Raw genomic sequence first — 18,799 nt, 5'->3', positions numbered from 1 at the left:
AATGACTAGATATATCTTGTCTGTTGATGGCGGAGGCATAAGGGGCATAATACCAGCCATTATTCTAGCAGAAATAGAAAAGATGGCAAAGAAACCGATAGCTGAAATCTTTGATCTGATCGCAGGAACCTCAACTGGTGGAATTGTTGTAGCAGGATTATGTAAAAAAGATAAACCTCAATATTCTGCTAATGATTTAGTCGAGTTCTATCGGGAATATGGACCATATATTTTTAAGTCTTCATTTTTTAGGCGATCAATACTATCTTGGTTTCACTGCGCACAATATCCACATAAAAATATTGAATCTGTACTGGATAAATATTTTGGAGAGGATATTCTAAAAAAGACATTAAGTAATTTGCTAATCACAAGTTACGATATTAACAATAATTGTCCATTTTTCTTCAAAAGCTGGAAAGAAGGTAATATTAAGCTGAAAGATGCACTCAGAGCTACAACAGCTGCACCTACTTATTTCATACCAAAACATCTAAAAATCAACCAGATAGACAGAGTATTAGTGGATGGAGGGGTTTTTGCCAATAATCCAGCGGCTTGTGCATATGCAAGTGGTAAGAGGTTATTTCCAAATGATGATATTCTACTGTTATCGATAGGTACTGGCAGAACAGATAGAAGCATAGCCAATTCAAAGAGATTGGGAAAAATAGGCTGGATAAAACCACTACTACATGTGATGTTTGCCTCAAGTTTAGATGCAGTAAATTACCAACTTGATCAAGTTATAGGTGATAAATATATACGCATACAATCGCAACTAAAAATAGCATCACCTGACATGGATAATATTACATCAAAAAATATCAAATCTCTTCAGCAAGAGGCAAAGGCAATGATAGAGGACAATCAGGAACTGATAGATAAATTCTGTGATGTTATATCTTGATAAGTAGAGATGCCAAATTCTGCAGAGCTAAACAAGAGTTTAGAGTAGATATATTAACTACTTTTATTTATATCTTAATATATTATTTCTGAGTCAATAAACTATCGCTGTTTTTAACCCAGGCTAAGTTTTGAAAGCATAATTTTCAAGCTCCTCAATAGATAAATCTGCTATTTTAGAAATAGCATCAATAGAAACGTCCAACATACGTAAATTATTCGCAACTTTTATTGCCTCTGCTTTATAAATCTTTTCTTTGTAAACTTGCTTTCTTTGCGATAAAAATTCTACCCATATATCCAGTTCATCTCGTGATTCTTGATTGTCAATTTTTTTAGACTCTCTCACCCAACTTAATAGCTCGTTTTCTGCTTTGCAATTATCTTCTTCATACTTCTTCATCAGATCTTCAGCATTCACTGATAACTTCTCTGCTATTTCCCATAATCTTTCGCTTAAAATAGTAACACTACCTTGTTCATAGTGATGTATCTGTGATGGTCCTATATCTAGCTCTCTTGCTAAATCCTCTTGAGTATATCCCCTTATTATTCTCCATTTTTTTATCTCTTGTCCTTCGTTTGAATGCTCAGAGCCTTTTTTCTCATCATATTCTTCAGTTGATAAACCAGTTGCCCGATAGATAATATCATTATCAAACCCTACTTTCGCTAAGTTCTTGGCCATGCTTACCCTTGCAGCTTTTACATTATTTTCCTCTTCAGCTTGAATAAACCCAGTTAAGTCGCGAATCAACTTGCATGATTCTTGTCCCTTTATTTTTGCTATCATCCATTCTTTGTTAAAAGAACAATTTTCTCTCAGTACTTTTTGTCTAGGAAATAAGCTGCCAACATGAACTGATAATGCTTCCGCTATTACTTTTAATTTTTTAGTTGGAATGCCACATGCTCCTTGCTCATATCTTAGCAATGTATGATATTTTATGCCGGTTTTATCTACTAAATCTTTTAGGGTATACTTTTGTTTTAGCCTCCAGCTTCTTACTTTTTGTGCTATTTTGTATCTTATAGAGATATTTGCCATATCGTAACAATTTTACCGAAATAAACATCTGTTAGAAAGCCTTTTTCAATTTTATGGTTGTAAGTAAGAAGGGAAGAAAACCTCCCTTCGTTTAAAGTTTCCGAGAAGTTTCTTTACTACCTCCACATACCTTATCAACCCACGATAATGTTTCGCTATTACTAATTGTCTTTTCAACCTTATCTTTACTCCACTTGCCACTCCTAGGAAAACTTCCTTTTTCTACCGCTTCTGTGACCGTCATTCCTCCAAAAAAACACCCTTTTCCTATATTTTCCCCTCTCTTTTGTAGTTCAGACCACATTTCTTTATCTGCCACTCTGACCTCTACTTGACTGTCATTTTCCGCATTATGGTATACTACAATTTTTAGGCTACCAATACTTGTAGGAAATGTTATTTCAAATACACCTACGACAATGTTGCAAATTTTTATTTTCCTTTCCATTATGTCCAGAAGAGTTCGGTAGCTCTTTTACGCGAAATACCACATTTACGTCCTCAAGGTTAATTTCAATTCTCTTGACCAATGTTCTGATAATATCACGTTTAGTTAACCAGTCTGCGTTATCAAGGTTTAACGTAATATTGGAAGAAAAGTCTTCTAAATTGGCCACAACCAGAGTTACCTCCTGTTCTAATTCCTTTTGATAAAATATCTTTTTCTTCTCTTCTTTAATTGTTTTTAAGCTTTGTTTCATTGCTTTAATTCGTGGTTCAAATTCCTCTTGATTGATATATTCTTGAGCATAACTATCGATAAGTCTAGCAATACCACGTTTTAATTTATTTTCTTGTTTCTCTAGCAGGTCACTTTTTTGATCCAATGATGATTTTTTTAGTTCTGAAAGCCTACGCTTGTATTCTTCTAAAATCCTGTTTGGATTTTTCAATAACTGCTTAACCTCTTCCCACACAGCTGTTTCTAATGCATCTGAGCGAATGGGTTTATTGTCACAAATCTTATTACCACCAAAACGGTAAGAATCTTTACCACTACAACGGTAATATGCATAATGACCACCTTCTTCTTCTCGTCTACTTCTCATGCAAGTTCCGTAACATCCGTAATTACAACGCTTACATATGACTAAACCTTGTAGTAAGTACTTTGCTCCTCTTTTTCTTGTCCTTGCTACTTTTCTATTTTCAGCTAATTGTTCTTGAACAATATCAAATATATCTTCATCTACTATATTTGGCACTTTAATATAAATCCAATTTGCTTTTTCAACAGGATAGACAGAGTGGTTACTTTTTGGCTGCTCACAAGAGCCTTTCTGTGGTCTTACTTGCTTTAATCTTACTCCTAACCTTCTTCTACCAAAAGCTGCTTGTCCTTTGTAAGCAGGGTTTTTCAACATACTCCAAATTGTACCTTTATTCCAGCGTTCTTTTCCTTTTTGTGTCTTAATGGACATAGTATTTAGCCGACGACATACTTCCCCAATACTTGTTCTTTCTCTGCCTATCCACAAAAATACTTTACGAACGACATCAGCTTCTTTTTCGTTAATCTCAAATAAAGCTTGTCCTCCTCCCATATGCTTATCTATATAACGATAACCATAAGGAGCTCCTCCCATTACATTTACATAGCCTTTGTTAGCTGCATAGATTTTACCACGACGACTTCGTTCCATAATTTTCGCACGTTCATATTCTGCTATCATACCTTGCATTTGTAACAGTAATTGAGATTCTGGGTTACCGTTAATCTCATAATTTAAAAAAACCACTTTTGCTCCTGCTTTTTCAAATTCTTCAATCAGCACCATTTGATATGCATATTTTCTAGATAAACGATCAGGAGAATGAATGTAAATCTTATCAATTTTACCTTCTGTTACTTTATCACGTAATTTTTCTAAATCAGGGCGGACTAAATGAGATCCACTGTAGCCGTTATCAATAAATTTATACTCACTTAACAATCTGTATCCGTCCAGATTAATTTGCTTCTCTAAAGCTGCAATTTGACTTTCTATCGTATTTCCTTCTACTTGTTTCCCCGAAGAAACTCTCGCATATAAACATACTGTTACCATTTGACCCTCCTTGAATCCCATTTTTATGTTTTAAGTTTTTTTGACTTATTTCCTTTGACACTACCTTTTCATAAGCATCTGATAAGCATTGTTCTGCTAACCGATTAGGTTCATAGCTACAGCTAATTTGGATAGCTAATCTCTTGTTTCTCATGACTTTTCCTTGAAATAATATGTTCATATCATTCCTTAAAGCCGATGGTTAATTGATTATTAGCGCTATAAGTAAATCGGACTCTTGGTTCTGGACACAGAAGTTTTCGAGAAATGGTTTTCTCTAGTTTTATTTTTATGTTTTTTGCAACATTGTCGGTAGTGTAAAAGCGCTGTTATCCGATATATCCACTTAGTCTCTTTTTCCATCTTTTCCAGTTTTCACTTCAACTTCACCATCACCTATTTTTAGGATATTGCCACCAAGATTTAAATCTCCCTTGCTCAGGCCCAAGTTTTTTGCACCTTCTATAACTTTTGCAACATCAACTATGCAGCTATGTGAAAATTCAATATAGAAGGTCTTATTATCGATTTCTACATTTTCAACAGTCCCTTCTATAGTAGCGTTCTCTCCAACTTCCCTGAGCTTTTTGAGTAGATTATATATTTGTGGCTCAATTTCTTTTTGCACTTTTTCAGTTATTTTCTTATCAACTTGTACATTAAATTCTGCTCCATTTAAGGCTAACTTCCTGATTATATCTTCTTGTTTATTTCCTTTGAATTCATCACGATAAATCTTAAACATTGTAACGTTAGCGAAGCTAAAGCCATCTTCATTGGCAGCATTTATTCTTATTCCTAAGTCCAAAGCTTCATCGATAACTTTACTTAACTCGTTTATATTTTTAGCTGCAATAGCTTTTTCCAGGAATTCATTTAGTTTCATATTTTCATATTCACTTAGTCTTGTCCTGCATAAAGCTGATCGAAATGGATTGAGCTTCTCAGGATATGTTAAGACAGGTAATTTACTAATCTTTTTATTCGCTGTTGGAGCAGCTTTTATTAAATTAGGCAATAATCCTTCTTTTGCTATTCGCTCTACCGCTTTTAACATTTTACTAGACAATCTTTTACTATTTATTTTTTTCATTGTAACTCTCACTTAATCTAATTACTATTCGATCATATCGTGATAAATATTATTTAATTGTTAATATTATACGACTTATTAATTTACTGTATATTATAATAACAAGTTTTACGGGCATTTACACTAGAAAAACACATCTTGTAAAAATTATTTCAATTTCAATCAAAGTTGGGTATTATGATTGTAAAACTGAAAGAAATGGATCTCTTGTCTTACTCCACTGAAAAGTTGAAGAAGCATTGTCAGCTACTTGATAATGAAGAAAAAATAATTCTATATGAGCAGCTGCTAGACAAGGCTAAAGACATACTTGAAAATTCAAGAGATAATGTTTCTGAACTGAAAAAGATCAGTAAAGCTGCTTTAGCAATAGAGGAAACTACCGATAAGCAGTTACTAGAAAAGTTTAATGATGACCACCCGCTAAGAGAATTGGATATTCTGATCTATTCTCCTCAAGGAAACACTGACGTAGCAAACTATTTATTCAGTATAGATAACTCATCAGAGCTTTATGATTTAAAAAAAGATAAGGATAAAGCTCTTTATAATGCAGTTAAGTCAAATGATGTTGAGCTCATAAAAAAGCTGCTCATGATTCTTGTACCTGAAAAAGTAAGTAATTTTGATACGAAATATTTGGAAGAATTAAAAATATCGTTATCAGGAATTCACAAAGAATTGCAATTATCACAAGATATGAAAAATTATCTTGTGAAGACGATAAAGTTCTATAGTTTTTTATGTAGTAATTTTAGCTTATTAGTTGCAAATCCTACTGATGTAAAAGCTATGATCAATCTGTTTGCTACCCAACCAAATATTGATTACCAAATAGATAAGCTTCTGCTTTCTTTTATTGTGAAAGATGTTGAGGAAAAAAAGCTAAACTCTGAAATTAGTCATATGATAGAACTTCTTGAGCAACACGAAAGATTTGCTGAGCTCGAATACAAGGTTAGAAGATTAAGATCAGAGTTTGCAAGTGGCAAAAGCAGATACTCGGCTGAAGTAATACGAAATAGCATTGCAGAACGAGAAAAAGAGATGAGGGAAATTGAGAAAAAATACGTAAGGCCAAACGATTTAATTAGCGAGAGGCAGAAATTATTAAAGCAATTACTTTGCTAGCTTTTTCATAAAATTTGTTGTAAATTTGAATAAGAGGTGAAAAGTGCAATTAGGTAAAAAAATAAAACAACTTAGGTTAGATCGTGCTTTGACACAGACCGAATTGGGAAAGAGAATAGGTGTTTCGTATAGACAGATACAAAAGTACGAAAATGGTTCAAATTGTGTTTTGGCCAGTAGATTATATGATTTAGCAAAAGCACTATCGATAGATGTTGCTAACTTTTTTACTGATATGCACACTGACTCACATGAAGCTTATGATGAAGAAATACTAAAGTTAGTCAAAGGATATAATGAAATTAAAGGCAAAAGGTTACGTAGTGTAGTTTATACATTGGTAAAATCTTTTTCTCAAAGTTATAATGAAAGTTAGTACTACTTTAATATACAAGTTAAGGTATTAATAAGTGATTGTGCAAGATAAACAACATCCTATTGATAAACAAATAGGTGAAAGAATAAGGAAAAGAAGGCTAATGTGTGGTTTTAGTCAAAGAGACTTAGGAAAAAAGCTTGAAATTTCATTCCAGCATGTACAAGGATATGAAAGCGGAGAGATTAGGCTTGTAGTTGATAGGTTATATAAATTAGCAGAAGTACTATCGGTTGATATGTCGTATTTTTTTACCAAAGCCTCTGAAGACTTACATGATAAGGCCTTCCATAGCGATGTAGGCAGCGAAGAAATATCAAGGCTAGTGAGGGAATATAGAAAAATTGAGGATGAAACTCTGCGTGACATTGTTCATTTAGTGATTAAGGCTCTTGCTAATACAGGCTTTAAAGCATAAATTCTCTCCTTGAGTCGTTGAAGAAAACTTAAACTTTCATTTTCTTCATCATTTTGCTTTTCTTTCACTTTGATGCGTGTAGTTATACCCTACACAAAGTATAATGTTTTAAAATAAAAACCTGCACCATGAAATATTGAGATTTAGAATATTAACTTATAAAGTCTTTTCGGCAGTTTTAGCGAGGGTTTATTAGCAAGGATGTTGGAGGTTAGCAATGACTATATCTGAAGGTGTAATACAGCGTATAAGGCATAATGATAAGAACGCGATAGGGGGATGATTTTTTGGTCAAGGTGGCTGTGCACCATCCAGCTAAGTTTGATAGCTTAGAAGTAACAAAATTTTTAGTAAATAATAAAGGTGTAAGTTTTAACGCTAAAACTAATGACGAAAACAAGCCTATTCATATTGCAGCTGATTTTTGAAATATCGATATTGTAAAATTTTCTCTTAATAAGGGAGTAGAAGTTGGTACAAAAGGTAAAAACAATTGGACTCCTTTGCATTATGCTACCAATAAAGGATATCTAGGAATTGTAAAGCTTCTAATAGAAAAGCAACAACAAGAATCATTTATTAATAATTCTAATATTAATAATTCTAAAACTACAGATCAGTCTACTATGCTGCCAAGGAAGGCCATTTACCATCTGTAGAATTTCTCATAGAATATAATGCACCCCATAAACTAGACCAAAAAAAAAATGGTTGATCCGAGTAGGAAAGTAAAGGGGTAAAAGTATGGCAACAAAAAAATATGAACCAGAGTTAAAAGCAAAGATAGCTTTGGAAGCAATAAAAAATCAAAGAAGCACAGCTGAGATATGTAGTGAATATAAAATACCATCAACAAATCTATATGATTGGCGTGATAGAGTATTGGCAAGGTTAAAAGACCTATTTGTTGAAGAAAGTGAAAGTGCGAGAAAACAAAGAATCTTAGCGCAAGAAATAGAAAGTTTACATAAAGTAATAGGAGAATTGACAGTGGAAAATAGTTATTTGAAAAAAAAATTACTGAAATAAGCAAAAAAGATAGAGTAAGATTTATAGAAAAAGATTCTGATCTGTCAATTAGGAAACAGGCTGATTTACTGGGGATTTGCAGATCTAGCCTATATTATAGGCCTATAATTAATAACGAAAGTGAAATTTGATTCAAGAAGTATATTTGGCTTCTGATTGCCGTTATGGATATCGTAAAATTACTGCTGAGATCATAGCGAGTGGAGTAGTAGTCAATCACAAAAAAATCTTAAGAATTATGAAAAAAATGAAGATTAGTGGGCTGTATTGTAGAAAAAGATGTAATACAAGTATTAAAGAAAAAAAGCATAAAATATATCCTTATTTACTCAAAGATTTGATTATTTGTAGAGTTAATCAGGTATGGGCTACTGATATAACATATATTATGGTAGAAGGTAAGTTTGTCTATTTTGTGGCAATAATGGACTTGTATAGTCGCTATATTATTGCTCATTCATTATCACCATATCTCGATGCTGGATTTTGCCTTTATACTCTCAAAGAAGCTCTAAAACAAGGTAAACCTGAGATTTTTAATAGTGATCAAGGGGTGCAGTTTACTAGCTACAACTTTATTATGGAATTAGAGCGTGCTAATATTAAAATCAGTATGGACCATAAAGGACGTTGCTTCGACAATATATTTGTTGAGCGCTTATGGAGAACTTTAAAGCAAGAAGCTATATATTATTATAGACCAAATAGTATCAGAGATTTGAATCTTATAATAAACGATTTTGTTGCTTGGTATAACTATAGAAGGCGACATCAGACTCTACATTATAAAGTTCCTGCTGATCTCTATTATCATAAACAGTAAATGAATATATTCATAAATACTTTAAATATGTGTCGACGTATTTATCAACATATTCATTTTAAAAATCGGATCACTTTGAAAAAAATGGTCTAGACAAATGGGTGCATTATAATGTATAACAATGTTACAAAAAATAATATCATAGAATTCAGTAGGATAATTCCTAGAAAACCCCTACATACTAAAAAAAGCAAAATGCTGTTAAAATGAGCTTAAGAATAAATAGCAAACATCTAACATAACAATTCTATTTGTAAATCAGGTGAGGCTTATCCTATAGAAAGCTTTCGAACTACGCAAGCGTATCTTTTGCCTTTAGTATTTCTTTATTGTTTAAGATAACTGTCTGAGCTCCTCTGCCTTAGCATTATATCTCCACTTTCTGCAAGTTATTCCATTAAGTAGTAAAAATATTAGACTTGCCGCAAAACTAAGAAAAAAAGACCAAAGATAGAGCAGATTGAACTTACAGTAAAAATAGAACAAAAAAACTCCAACAATAAATTATACAAACTTCATCAGGTTAACTTTAACTTAAGAAAACATAAATCAAATTTTCTTGCTCAAAGACCTTGCTTTTTCTCCAACCTTACTCAAACGTACTCTAGCTTAATGCATAATTTTACCCATAAACAACCTTATCTTTGGTACTTTTATTAGTTACAAGTCATCTAGAAAACCCAGATGCTCTACGAAGCCCACCAATCAATATCAGATCCTGCTCTTGTCCTACAGCATTTAATATAGCGTATAACAAAACCATCGCATCTCCCCCAGTAATACGCTTGCATCCTCCACAAAATTCGTATTCACTTAACTGTCGATTTGCCTCCACCCTTTTTCGTTCAACTTGTTCTGCGGTGTTAGCATACTTCAACTCTATTCCAATTGGATGAGTATCATCATTTTCCGCAGATTTTGATAATACTAGGTCTATTTTCCTTCCTCTCTGTAGCTGGAACTCAATAATTACCTTGGCAGGATTATCGCAACTTTGAAATATCCCACGCAACAAAGCCTGAAATTTAGCTTCATTGTTCACGAGTAGACGGTTTCCATTTAATAACGGAGACAACAGACGAGAAATCTCATTAAATAAAACTTCATACCTAGCCCTGTACTCACCATTAACATTACCATCATTACCAAAATTAGGCTCAGCACTCATCAACTGATCTGCAAGTTGATGTAAATTCCTAACATTACCCATTTGTTCTGAAAACCTTCCCTCGAAATAACCTTCACTATGAGAACGTGAGTAAGCACGTAGTGATTCGAATTTCTTTGCAGAAGCCACTTCCAGATGACCCTGGACATCTACTTCACAAAGTACTTGACGCACCTTAGCATCATCTGTGGCTTGAGGCAGTAACGACAGGTTCAATGCTTTGTCTGGTAAAGTCTGCCACTTTAAACGACGAAAAATGTGAAGCACAACAAAACCAATATTTGATAAAAATAGAGCTAAAGTTAACGCATGGCTTACAATATCTGCTGCATCTCCCCTACCACCTGTACGTTTCATTTTCTCTCCCTGAGAGTGGTTAAATAGATACTTGGTAACCCTTACCTCCCGCCCATCATTTGTTTCTAAGTCCCTCCTTGTAGATAAAACATTTCCAAAAACAAACGATGACGTACAGGAAAAAGTGTTACAATGAGGCGATTGAGTGAACTCTGATGCTATGGGTTGTAAAAAACGTTTTACATTTCCCCTAACTCCATTTCCATGAGGATGTAGTAAACCCGGTATTAAGGAAAGACCACCTTCTGAAAAGACCTGCACAGAAGTTCGGAGACCAGCACCTCCACGTAATTGAAAATTTAACGCTACACAAACAGCACTTGGTGATGAGGTATGAATAGGCAAAGACGAAACAGAACAACTTTTAGCATAATCTTTAGCTTGCTCTAATCCTTCCTCATCACCAACCTTCAACTCAATTATAATTGGAACCGAATCATTTGTCTGATCAACACCACGAACAAGCAAAACAACATCTGCATAACCTTTTCCTATAAGTAGCTCTGGGTAGAAATCAGCCACAGCTCGGTATCTAAAATTTACTAAAAACCCACACAGAAAACCGTGGTAATCAGACTCTGCACGAAACACTAAGCTATCTTCATGTTCATCATGGATATCAATAACATATTCCAAAATTCTTTTAACATTAGTACGCACTTCTCCTGTATCATCATTTGCCAACTCACTCATCAGGTCTAACAATTCACCTTGTTCTCTGATTGGGTTAATTTCATGAAAAATTGGAGCTCCAGGTTCATCACGTTGAGGAAATCTATCTATTTCATGAATAAACCTACATTCTTCTCCAAACCGAAATATTTTATACTCTTCCCAATCCAGATCCTTATCTTCCTGTAATTCTTGTGGAAGATTCTCTTCTACCTGCTGCTTCTCTTCTGCACTAAACCTTGACCCAGGGCTGTTCTCATTATCAGCAACAGTATAACACCTGACTATTCTTCTATTTTCTTTATTAGTGAGAACAGCAACTTTTAGATTTCCATAATTGTCAAAACGAAAATAGACTCTTTCATCTTCAACTAATATACCTGCATCATGTGCAGTAGAAAACATACCAAAAAAGAATGTAGGAAAAAAGCCAGGCTTATTAGCCGAATGCAAAAAAGATGGACAGTTGTTTAAAAAACCTACAAATTGTCTACTAAACTCATCACAACCTCCACTTAATAAAGCCCTAACTAATTCACGATCTTCATTATTACCATGCATAAATACTCCTATTTGTTAACAACTGCAGCAGGCGAAATACTAACATTAGTACCCACTAACGTAGATTGAGGACCTTCAGTGCTAGCAGAGAATAAATTCAAATTTCTCGCTGACTTACACAACTCTTCTATTAAATTGCAGGAGCTAGTTGCATCTATCATCTTAGAATTCCTTGTTTTATCTAAACTATTTGCTATCCTCTCTTTTAATGATTTAAAGCTTTTGTCTGAACAACAATCTTTAGCAAACTTTAAAATACTCAAGACCAAATCAACTTTTTCACCATCGCCAGCACTTTGAGTATCCTTGCTGTTCTCCTGATCTACAATCAAATTTGAAATTGCATTTTCCATTGCAACAAAAGCAATCCTATCTTTAAAAGGATCGACAACATTTATTTTATTTTGGTTAAATACACTAGATTCCCAAAGACTGCTAATAGCTGACCTTGCTTCATTCCTGTTATCCAAGTCATAATCTTTAGAAACTACAACAAATGAAAGCGATGAGAGAAGATGTGCATATCCTCTAGGTGAAAGCATTTTCTCTACTTCAGATCTTGAACATCCCTCGCTCAAGTACTGGATAACATACTTAGTTGTGCAAAGAAAACCGTGCTCTACTAAGTAACTAAGAGGACGATAGATCACACCCCTATCTTTCTTATTCGGTAGCCCAAGTAGTGACTTATGATCTACTTTTGCGCTTATGACTTTACCTAGAAGGGAACTTAAGGTAGAAGCAAGTTTATAGCTAGATTGCAATGGAGATAATTTTGCAATAGCAGAAACTAGCAATTTTTCTCTCTCTTCTTTCACTAATTTTTCTTCAGAACACAGACGATTATAGAAGTGTTCCACTCCCTTACTCCACTTGAAATCTACAGCCTTATTAAATCCATCTTCTGCTTCTATATTTTCTCTAAGGTTACCTGATTCTTGATCAATCCAGAAAGGCTTTGTTGCATAGCTAGTGTTGGTTGAGGTTATTGTAAGAAGAAAAGCTTTTTAATATATGGCTACTAACGAATTTTGTTGTAAAATAGGCATTTTTCAAACAAGTACAACTTATGCCACAAAAAATGAGAGTAAGTAACCAAAGAGAATATAACGAGTTTCTCAAAAAAAGAGGAAATGTTTTTCATTTTGTTAATCAAGCCATAGAAAATTGGTATGAAAATAGTCCAAAAGTTGCAGGTGGCAATAACACTTATAGTGATAAAGTTGTAATTTTAATACACATAATAGTTCATCTTTTTAGAATTGGCTTGAGACAAGCTGTAGGTTTTGTAAAAGGTTATATGGTACAAATAGGCAAAAAACTTAAGATTATCAGCTATACACAAGCTTCCAGAAGATTTAAAAAGCTTAATTTGAAGATTGATGACCATAGAAGCAATAAAGATGATCTGGAAAATGTTGAAATTGCCGTAGATAGCACTAGAGTTAGTATCTACAATAATAACGGTGGGCATAGTAAGCTTAATATTCGAAAAAGAAAATACAGTGGTTATGGTCAAGTAAGAAAATTACATGTTGTTTTAAACATAAATGATAAGAAAGCAATAAGCATGAACTACACTAGTGGTGTTGCTGTAGACTATTTGCCGGTCTGCGATATGTTAGAAGAAGTCAGTGATAAATATAACATTTGTTCTATTCGAGCAGATGCGGCTTATGATATAAAAAGTGTGTATAAAGAATGCAGAAAATACAATATTGTGCCTATTATTCGCCCTAGGAAGGATACTAAAATTTGTTTAGCTGACTACTTATCAGAAAGAAACAAGTATATTAGTAGAATTAGGTCATATGAGAATTATGAAGATGGTATTAATGAATGGAAGAAAAAAGTTAAGTATGGAGCACGGTCTTATATTGAAGTCTTTTTCTATAGGTTGAAGCAAATATTTGGGTTTGGCTTGAAAAATAAATCAGAGGTAAATCGTGAAAAAGAGCTGTTAATTAAGTGCTACTTATTGAACAAATTTACTGATATAGGTATGGCTGAATTTAAATTAGCTGCGTAAATTCACTGTGATTTACATGCCTATCAGTGCTATGCAACAAAGCCATCCAGAAATTGAAAACAGGATCACGTCTTCCCATGGAACTTAACAATTCAACTCTTGCAAGCTTATCACTGCAAGCTAAATTCCTATCTTCCTCACATGCACCTTTATGAGATAAGTCAGATCTAAAAGACTCTAACGCCTTGTCAAATAATTGCTTAATTTCACTCTCTACACACTCAATACATGCTATTTTATATATAGCAAATGGATTCAACACACCTGATTTAGCTAATTCTCCTACCAATTTAGCAACATCTAGTGTCGCACCTGACCAACAAGATTCATCACGAAACGCATTACATAAGAGGTCCGATTGCTCAACGGTTAGACCCTCTACTGTTACAGGGTGAGCCTTGACCCATTCCTCAATAGCTGAAGTTCTATCACCTTTAACAACATCCTTCAGCTTACTTATTACTTTGCTAGAGATAATCTCTTTATTTTTTTTAGGATCAGAACTGAGACGAGATCTTTTGCTTGGGCCTGCATTACCCTTCAAATCTTCCGTTCCACGTTTAGTTTTACTTTTTGGCATCTAATTACCTCAAAATCAAATATTCAATGAAGGTATTATACAAGCATTAGAATAATATATAAATCGAAAAATTAGTGTGCACCTAAATTTAAGCAGTAATTATAGACCTGCTGCAAAAGAGGAGATATTAAAGAGAGATGTAGCAAGAGGGAATGAGCTTAAATTATCAAATTAACGTTATTCTACTTTACCTCACTAGCATTTTCCTTACCTTGAGCCTTACTATTACTCACAAATATAAACGTTCGTTACATAGCTCTTAATATGTCTAAAGAGACGAAATTTCCCGAATTATTTATAATGAACCCTTACGATCACATTCTGGGGACGTACATCAGAAAACTTTTATATTATTAGTTTTGTAGTAAAATTATATGAGTACATCGTATCTATTAAATCAGAAGCTTTATGGATTACAGATTGAGAGCTTATTTGTTTGGGGTTATAAGCCTAATCGATTGGCAGATACATATCTAGCAGATGCTTATGAACAATTATTGAAATGTAAAATAAAGGAGGTGAAAGAAAATGACAACAGTAAGCTTATATGCAAGAGTTTCATCAAGACAACAAGCACAGGAGAATACGATAGAGAGTCAGATTGTAGAATTGGAGCGTCGCATTAGTAGCGATGGACATGAGTTATTAGATGAGCATAAGTTTGTCGATAATGGTTATAGTGGATCAAATTTAGAACGTCCTGGCTTAGAAAATTTACGTGATAGAGTAGCAGAAGGTAAGATTGATAAGATATATATTCATTCACCTGATCGGCTATCACGTAAATTTTCATATCAAATGATCTTACTCGAAGAGTTTAAAAAGGCTGGATCTGAAATAGTATTTTTGAATCATAAGTTTGATGATAATCCGGATTCCCATTTATTTCTACAGATTCAGGGAGCAATAGCAGAGTATGAACGTGCAAAGATTATGGAACGAAACCGTAGAGGTAAACTTCATGCGGCCAAAGCTGGGTGTATAAGTGTGATGGGTAGGGCGCCTTACGGTTATCGCTACATAGCAAAACATGTAGGTGAAGGAAGTGCTCAATTTGAGGTTGATGAAGAAGAGGCAAATATAGTGCGTAAAATATTTAGTCGGGTTGGCCAAGAAAGAGCAAGTATAGGAGAAGTTGTACATGAACTGAATAAGATACCGGTAATAACACGAACAGGAAAAAGGTATTGGAAAAGGAGCACTATTTGGAACATGTTAAAAAATCCTGCTTATATAGGACAAGCAGCTTATGGTAAAACTAGGACATGCTCAAAACCACAAGTAAAAAAATCAAAAAAAGGAACTTGTGGTAAACTTAAAAGTGGTCGCTTTAATAGTGATAAAGAGAATTGGACTTATATTCCAGTACCAAAAATAATCAATGAGCATTTATTTGATTCAGTGCAGGCACAACTAACTGAAAATAGGCAAAGAGCAAGAGTACGACAAAGAAGAGAAACATATTTATTGCAAGGTTTAATGGTATGTCAACGTTGTCAATATACTTATTGTGGTACAAACCACGTTCATAAAAAGTCGACATATTATTACTATCGTTGCTCTGGTACAAACTCTAGCAAATTCAATGGCAATAAAATCTGCGATAATAAATCAATACGCACTGATATATTAGATGGAGTTATATGGGAAGAAGTCAAGAGTATCTTGAAAGAGCCAGATAGGATTGCAAATGAATATCAACGTAGATTATCAGAGAACAAAAAACCTTTACATAATCAAACACGTGAAAAGCAAGAAAGTAAGTTAAGATTAAGTATCAAAAAATTTATTGATAGCTATGCTAAAGGGTTTATAAGCCAAGAAGAATTTGAACCAAGAATCACAACAATGAAACAGCATTTGAAAGAAATTGAAGAAGAGAAAGAAAGAACGCTTGATCAAAAAAAACTACAACAAGAATTGAGCCTTGTTACAGATAGCTTGAAAAACTTTTCCTCAAGTGTTGAATCAAAGCTTGATCAAGTGGATTGGCAGACTAAGCAAAATATTATTAGAATGTTAATTCATCAAATTGAAATCAATCACAATCACTTGTATATAGTATTTCGCATAAAAAGTCTTGCAAATTTTGATCAAAATAGCCATAATAGAATTATGCAATGTTGTACTAGCAGTCAAAACGAGCAGTTGCTAATAAAATTTACTGTAAGTATACAACAGTAGCCATTTCGGTATCTTAATTGCTACCATATAGCGAGATAACTGTAAACCCAGAGCTATTGTAGACATAAGTTTTAGCTATATGGTATTTGAAGTAATAAATGCAATAAAAAATAATTTGTTAGCATGCTTTCCAACAGAGACAGTATATGCTCTTGCTTGTAATGCGCTAGGTAAAGAATCTATAGAAAAAATATACCGGATAAAGAAGCGTTCTCAAAACAAGCCACTCTCTATATTTGTTAGTGATGTTGATAGTTTGACAAATATAGCAAAGGTAAAAGAAGAATATATCAATTTAATAAACTACTTTTCTCCTGGACCAATGACCTATATTTTACCACTTCAAGATAACAGTATATTACCAAATGAGTTCTTTAAAGATAGTATAGGCATAAGAATTCCTGATCATCCTATTGCGATTTCAATATTAAATGAACTGAAAACTCCAGTAGTTGCAACTAGTATTAACATTTCAGGAGAAAAAAGTATATGCAAAGCAAGAGATATACCTCAGTCTATTAAGCAACACTTATCTGCAGTAATTGAAGATGATGAATTAGTTTCTGGTATAGAATCTACTATTATTGACTTAACTGGAGACAAGATTAAGGTTTTAAGAAAAGGTAAAATTTCATTACAAACAATAAATAACGAATTTTCAAACTAAGATCTATAGGAGAAAGAATGAAAAAGGTGATAGGCCACAACCAAGCAAAAAAAAAGATAATGAACAACTTGTCTGTTCAATCTTGGCTGATCTGTGGTAAAAAAGGCATAGGAAAAGCAACACTTGCACAATCCTTTTCTAATTGGTTTCTTATCAAAAATTACGATGAAGTAGCATTAGACTTACACATTGTTGAAGGTGATACAATAGGAGTGGAAAAGGTGAGAGAAATGAAAAATTTTCTGTACCTAAGCCCCATTCAATCAGAATATAAGATAGCTATAATAGATAGCTTGGAGGCAATGACTAGCAATGCTAAAAATGCAATATTAAAGATATTAGAGGAGCCGCCACAAAATTCTAAAATACTTATAATTAGCCATAAACTATATGATATACAAACCACCATCCGGTGTAGGTGCTTTCAGCTGAATTTACTTCCGTTAACTTACGATGAAACAAAGCAGGTTGTTTCATCTCAGTGTAAATTCGACGATAAAATATTTAGTGAGATCATTACTTTGTTTCCTGGAACTCCGGGAGTAATAATAAATGCAATAAACAGTGGTGCTTATGAGTCACATAAGCATTTTTATACATTTTTCCGTAATCTAAATAATTCTGATATAGTTAATAAAATAATTAATAGTGAAATTGAGCTAGAACTAGCATCACATATCATTCAAACCTCCATTTTAGAAAGTATAAAGAAAGAAGTAAATAATGTTGAAATTTTGCTAAGTCAATGGAAAGAAATAGATGAACTTTTCGTTGCTGCAAAGCAATTTCGCTTAGATAAAAAGCATGTTTTAGCTAATGTAGTTAACATCATGACACAAAAATATAATACTTTTAACATAAATTCATGATAAAATCCTGATAATTTAATACTTAAAGTATATAGTTTGACTGATAATAAATTAACTTTATGGCAATCAATAGAAGTTTTAACAAAAACCATATTGAACATGCAGAAAGAATTGAGTTTACTCAAGAATACAGCTTTAGACCAAGACGTCACTTTAGAAAAAGGGAAGGAGCTGTCAAGTGGTATCTATGAAGCAAATTTTAAGCTCAATAAGGCAATCAATAATATAGCTACTTTGCCAAAAATTGGCCATCGCATGCTCAGTGGCGAGTTAGTCATACTTAATCATATTACGAAAGAAGAAGTAAAGATTCCTAGAGATTTTCATTATCTTAAAGTTATTAAACTCAATCATGATGACTATAAACTAACGTTTTGTAATTTTTTAGGTAATGAGTTTTTTGAATATAAAAAGTATGATCCACAATATTCTGATCTTTCAGATGAATATAAATTCGTGGATTTTGGTAGTGTAAAAAAGACTAATAATCTAAAATTTAAGGAGTATGTTGGTCATGCACCTAAATTTTTTGCTGTAGAAGGTCTTATTGAGCCTGGATCTGAAAACCATGTAATTGATCTATTTGAGCTAGTCAGAGAAGGTAAAGGCAGAAAAGTGGGAACCCTTGCTGATGAATTTGGTTATTTTGATGATCAAAATAAATTACACTACTATAATTATCACAAAAGTGCAGAAAGTAATACTTATGATCCTGAAAGCTTCAGTGTAAAAATGATAAATTTAGATGTGAAGAAAATTGATAAATTTCATCTTATTGCAGAACAAGGTGATATAATCATTCATACTATTTTGGAAAATTTAGACATATTTTAAAGT

At 33.3% G+C, this 18,799-nt stretch carries 18 protein-coding genes and 1 pseudogene; 12 read left to right on the top strand and 7 right to left on the bottom strand.

Annotation, left to right across the window (positions count from 1 at the left end; all coding sequences use genetic code 11):
- Position 1 precedes the first annotated feature (1 nt).
- Positions 2-910 carry a patatin-like phospholipase family protein gene (locus AAGE00_RS04190; protein ID WP_265024773.1) on the top strand — a complete coding sequence of 303 codons (909 nt, stop codon included), beginning with the start codon at positions 2-4 and terminating at the stop codon, positions 908-910.
- Positions 911-1,033: 123 nt separating this feature from the next.
- Here the strand turns inward: AAGE00_RS04190 and AAGE00_RS04185 are convergent, their stop codons facing one another.
- From AAGE00_RS04185 to AAGE00_RS04170, 4 genes are all read right to left on the bottom strand, one after another.
- Positions 1,034-1,957 (bottom strand): helix-turn-helix transcriptional regulator, encoded by a 924-nt coding sequence (locus AAGE00_RS04185; protein ID WP_341815163.1) that lies wholly within the window; start codon positions 1,955-1,957, stop codon positions 1,034-1,036.
- Between the two features lie 91 nt (positions 1,958-2,048).
- Positions 2,049-2,276, bottom strand: a complete 228-nt coding sequence (locus tag AAGE00_RS04180) for a hypothetical protein (protein ID WP_341815162.1) — start codon at positions 2,274-2,276, stop codon at positions 2,049-2,051.
- Positions 2,277-2,358: 82 nt separating this feature from the next.
- Entirely contained in the window at positions 2,359-4,026 is a 1,668-nt protein-coding gene (locus tag AAGE00_RS04175; RefSeq protein WP_264704331.1) for a recombinase family protein, read from the bottom strand.
- Positions 4,027-4,351: 325 nt separating this feature from the next.
- Positions 4,352-5,098: a hypothetical protein gene (locus AAGE00_RS04170; RefSeq protein WP_341815161.1), complete on the bottom strand. Its 747-nt coding sequence runs from the start codon at positions 5,096-5,098 to the stop codon at positions 4,352-4,354.
- 177 nt (positions 5,099-5,275) lie between these two features.
- Between AAGE00_RS04170 and AAGE00_RS04165 the strand changes: the two genes are divergently transcribed.
- From AAGE00_RS04165 to AAGE00_RS04145, 6 genes and pseudogenes are all read left to right on the top strand, one after another.
- Positions 5,276-6,229 carry a hypothetical protein gene (locus AAGE00_RS04165; protein WP_341815160.1) on the top strand — a complete coding sequence of 318 codons (954 nt, stop codon included), beginning with the start codon at positions 5,276-5,278 and terminating at the stop codon, positions 6,227-6,229.
- A gap of 43 nt (positions 6,230-6,272) precedes the next feature.
- Positions 6,273-6,605 (top strand): helix-turn-helix domain-containing protein, encoded by a 333-nt coding sequence (locus tag AAGE00_RS04160; protein ID WP_264685158.1) that lies wholly within the window; start codon positions 6,273-6,275, stop codon positions 6,603-6,605.
- 40 nt (positions 6,606-6,645) lie between these two features.
- Positions 6,646-7,023, top strand: coding sequence for a helix-turn-helix transcriptional regulator (locus AAGE00_RS04155; protein ID WP_341815159.1), 378 nt, complete (start codon positions 6,646-6,648; stop codon positions 7,021-7,023).
- 296 nt (positions 7,024-7,319) lie between these two features.
- Positions 7,320-7,451, top strand: a complete 132-nt coding sequence (locus tag AAGE00_RS04150; protein ID WP_007551899.1) for an ankyrin repeat domain-containing protein — start codon at positions 7,320-7,322, stop codon at positions 7,449-7,451.
- Between the two features lie 3 nt (positions 7,452-7,454).
- A complete protein-coding gene (locus AAGE00_RS07940) occupies positions 7,455-7,682 on the top strand; it encodes an ankyrin repeat domain-containing protein (protein ID WP_082246108.1) in 228 nt (75 codons plus the stop codon).
- An 85-nt stretch (positions 7,683-7,767) separates the two neighbouring features.
- Positions 7,768-8,875: pseudogene (locus tag AAGE00_RS04145) on the top strand (IS3 family transposase).
- Positions 8,876-9,542: 667 nt separating this feature from the next.
- Here AAGE00_RS04145 and AAGE00_RS04140 read toward each other — a convergent pair.
- Positions 9,543-11,633 carry a hypothetical protein gene (locus AAGE00_RS04140; protein ID WP_341815158.1) on the bottom strand — a complete coding sequence of 697 codons (2,091 nt, stop codon included), beginning with the start codon at positions 11,631-11,633 and terminating at the stop codon, positions 9,543-9,545.
- 8 nt (positions 11,634-11,641) lie between these two features.
- The gene (locus AAGE00_RS04135) at positions 11,642-12,493 is read right to left on the bottom strand and encodes a hypothetical protein (RefSeq protein ID WP_341815157.1); all 852 of its coding nucleotides are present in this window, start codon (positions 12,491-12,493) and stop codon (positions 11,642-11,644) included.
- Positions 12,494-12,702: 209 nt separating this feature from the next.
- Here AAGE00_RS04135 and AAGE00_RS04130 point away from each other — a divergent pair, with 209 nt between their 5' ends.
- Positions 12,703-13,662 (top strand): IS5 family transposase, encoded by a 960-nt coding sequence (locus AAGE00_RS04130; protein ID WP_341815149.1) that lies wholly within the window; start codon positions 12,703-12,705, stop codon positions 13,660-13,662.
- On the opposite strand, the gene AAGE00_RS04125 is transcribed toward AAGE00_RS04130, so the two are convergent.
- The gene (locus tag AAGE00_RS04125; protein ID WP_341815156.1) at positions 13,646-14,242 is read right to left on the bottom strand and encodes a hypothetical protein; all 597 of its coding nucleotides are present in this window, start codon (positions 14,240-14,242) and stop codon (positions 13,646-13,648) included. The two genes, AAGE00_RS04130 and AAGE00_RS04125, sit on opposite strands and share 17 nt — an antisense overlap.
- Positions 14,243-14,770: 528 nt before the next feature.
- On the opposite strand from AAGE00_RS04125, the gene AAGE00_RS04120 reads away from it, so the two are divergent.
- The 4 genes from AAGE00_RS04120 to AAGE00_RS04105 all read left to right on the top strand — a co-directional run bounded on the left by AAGE00_RS04120 (position 14,771) and on the right by AAGE00_RS04105 (position 18,796).
- On the top strand, positions 14,771-16,426 hold the full coding sequence (locus AAGE00_RS04120) for a recombinase family protein (protein WP_341815155.1): 1,656 nt from the start codon (positions 14,771-14,773) through the stop codon (positions 16,424-16,426).
- 79 nt (positions 16,427-16,505) lie between these two features.
- Positions 16,506-17,093: an L-threonylcarbamoyladenylate synthase gene (locus AAGE00_RS04115; protein WP_007302717.1), complete on the top strand. Its 588-nt coding sequence runs from the start codon at positions 16,506-16,508 to the stop codon at positions 17,091-17,093.
- A 17-nt stretch (positions 17,094-17,110) separates the two neighbouring features.
- The gene (locus AAGE00_RS04110; protein ID WP_007302718.1) at positions 17,111-17,962 is read left to right on the top strand and encodes a DNA polymerase III subunit delta'; all 852 of its coding nucleotides are present in this window, start codon (positions 17,111-17,113) and stop codon (positions 17,960-17,962) included.
- A 36-nt stretch (positions 17,963-17,998) separates the two neighbouring features.
- Positions 17,999-18,796, top strand: a complete 798-nt coding sequence (locus AAGE00_RS04105) for a hypothetical protein (protein ID WP_341815154.1) — start codon at positions 17,999-18,001, stop codon at positions 18,794-18,796.
- Positions 18,797-18,799: the final 3 nt, after the last annotated feature.

The organism is Wolbachia endosymbiont (group B) of Aricia artaxerxes (genome assembly GCF_964026975.1).
GTDB lineage: Bacteria > Pseudomonadota > Alphaproteobacteria > Rickettsiales > Anaplasmataceae > Wolbachia.
Note: the sequence above shows the minus strand (reverse complement) of the source record. Positions and strands in the feature narration are given on the sequence as shown.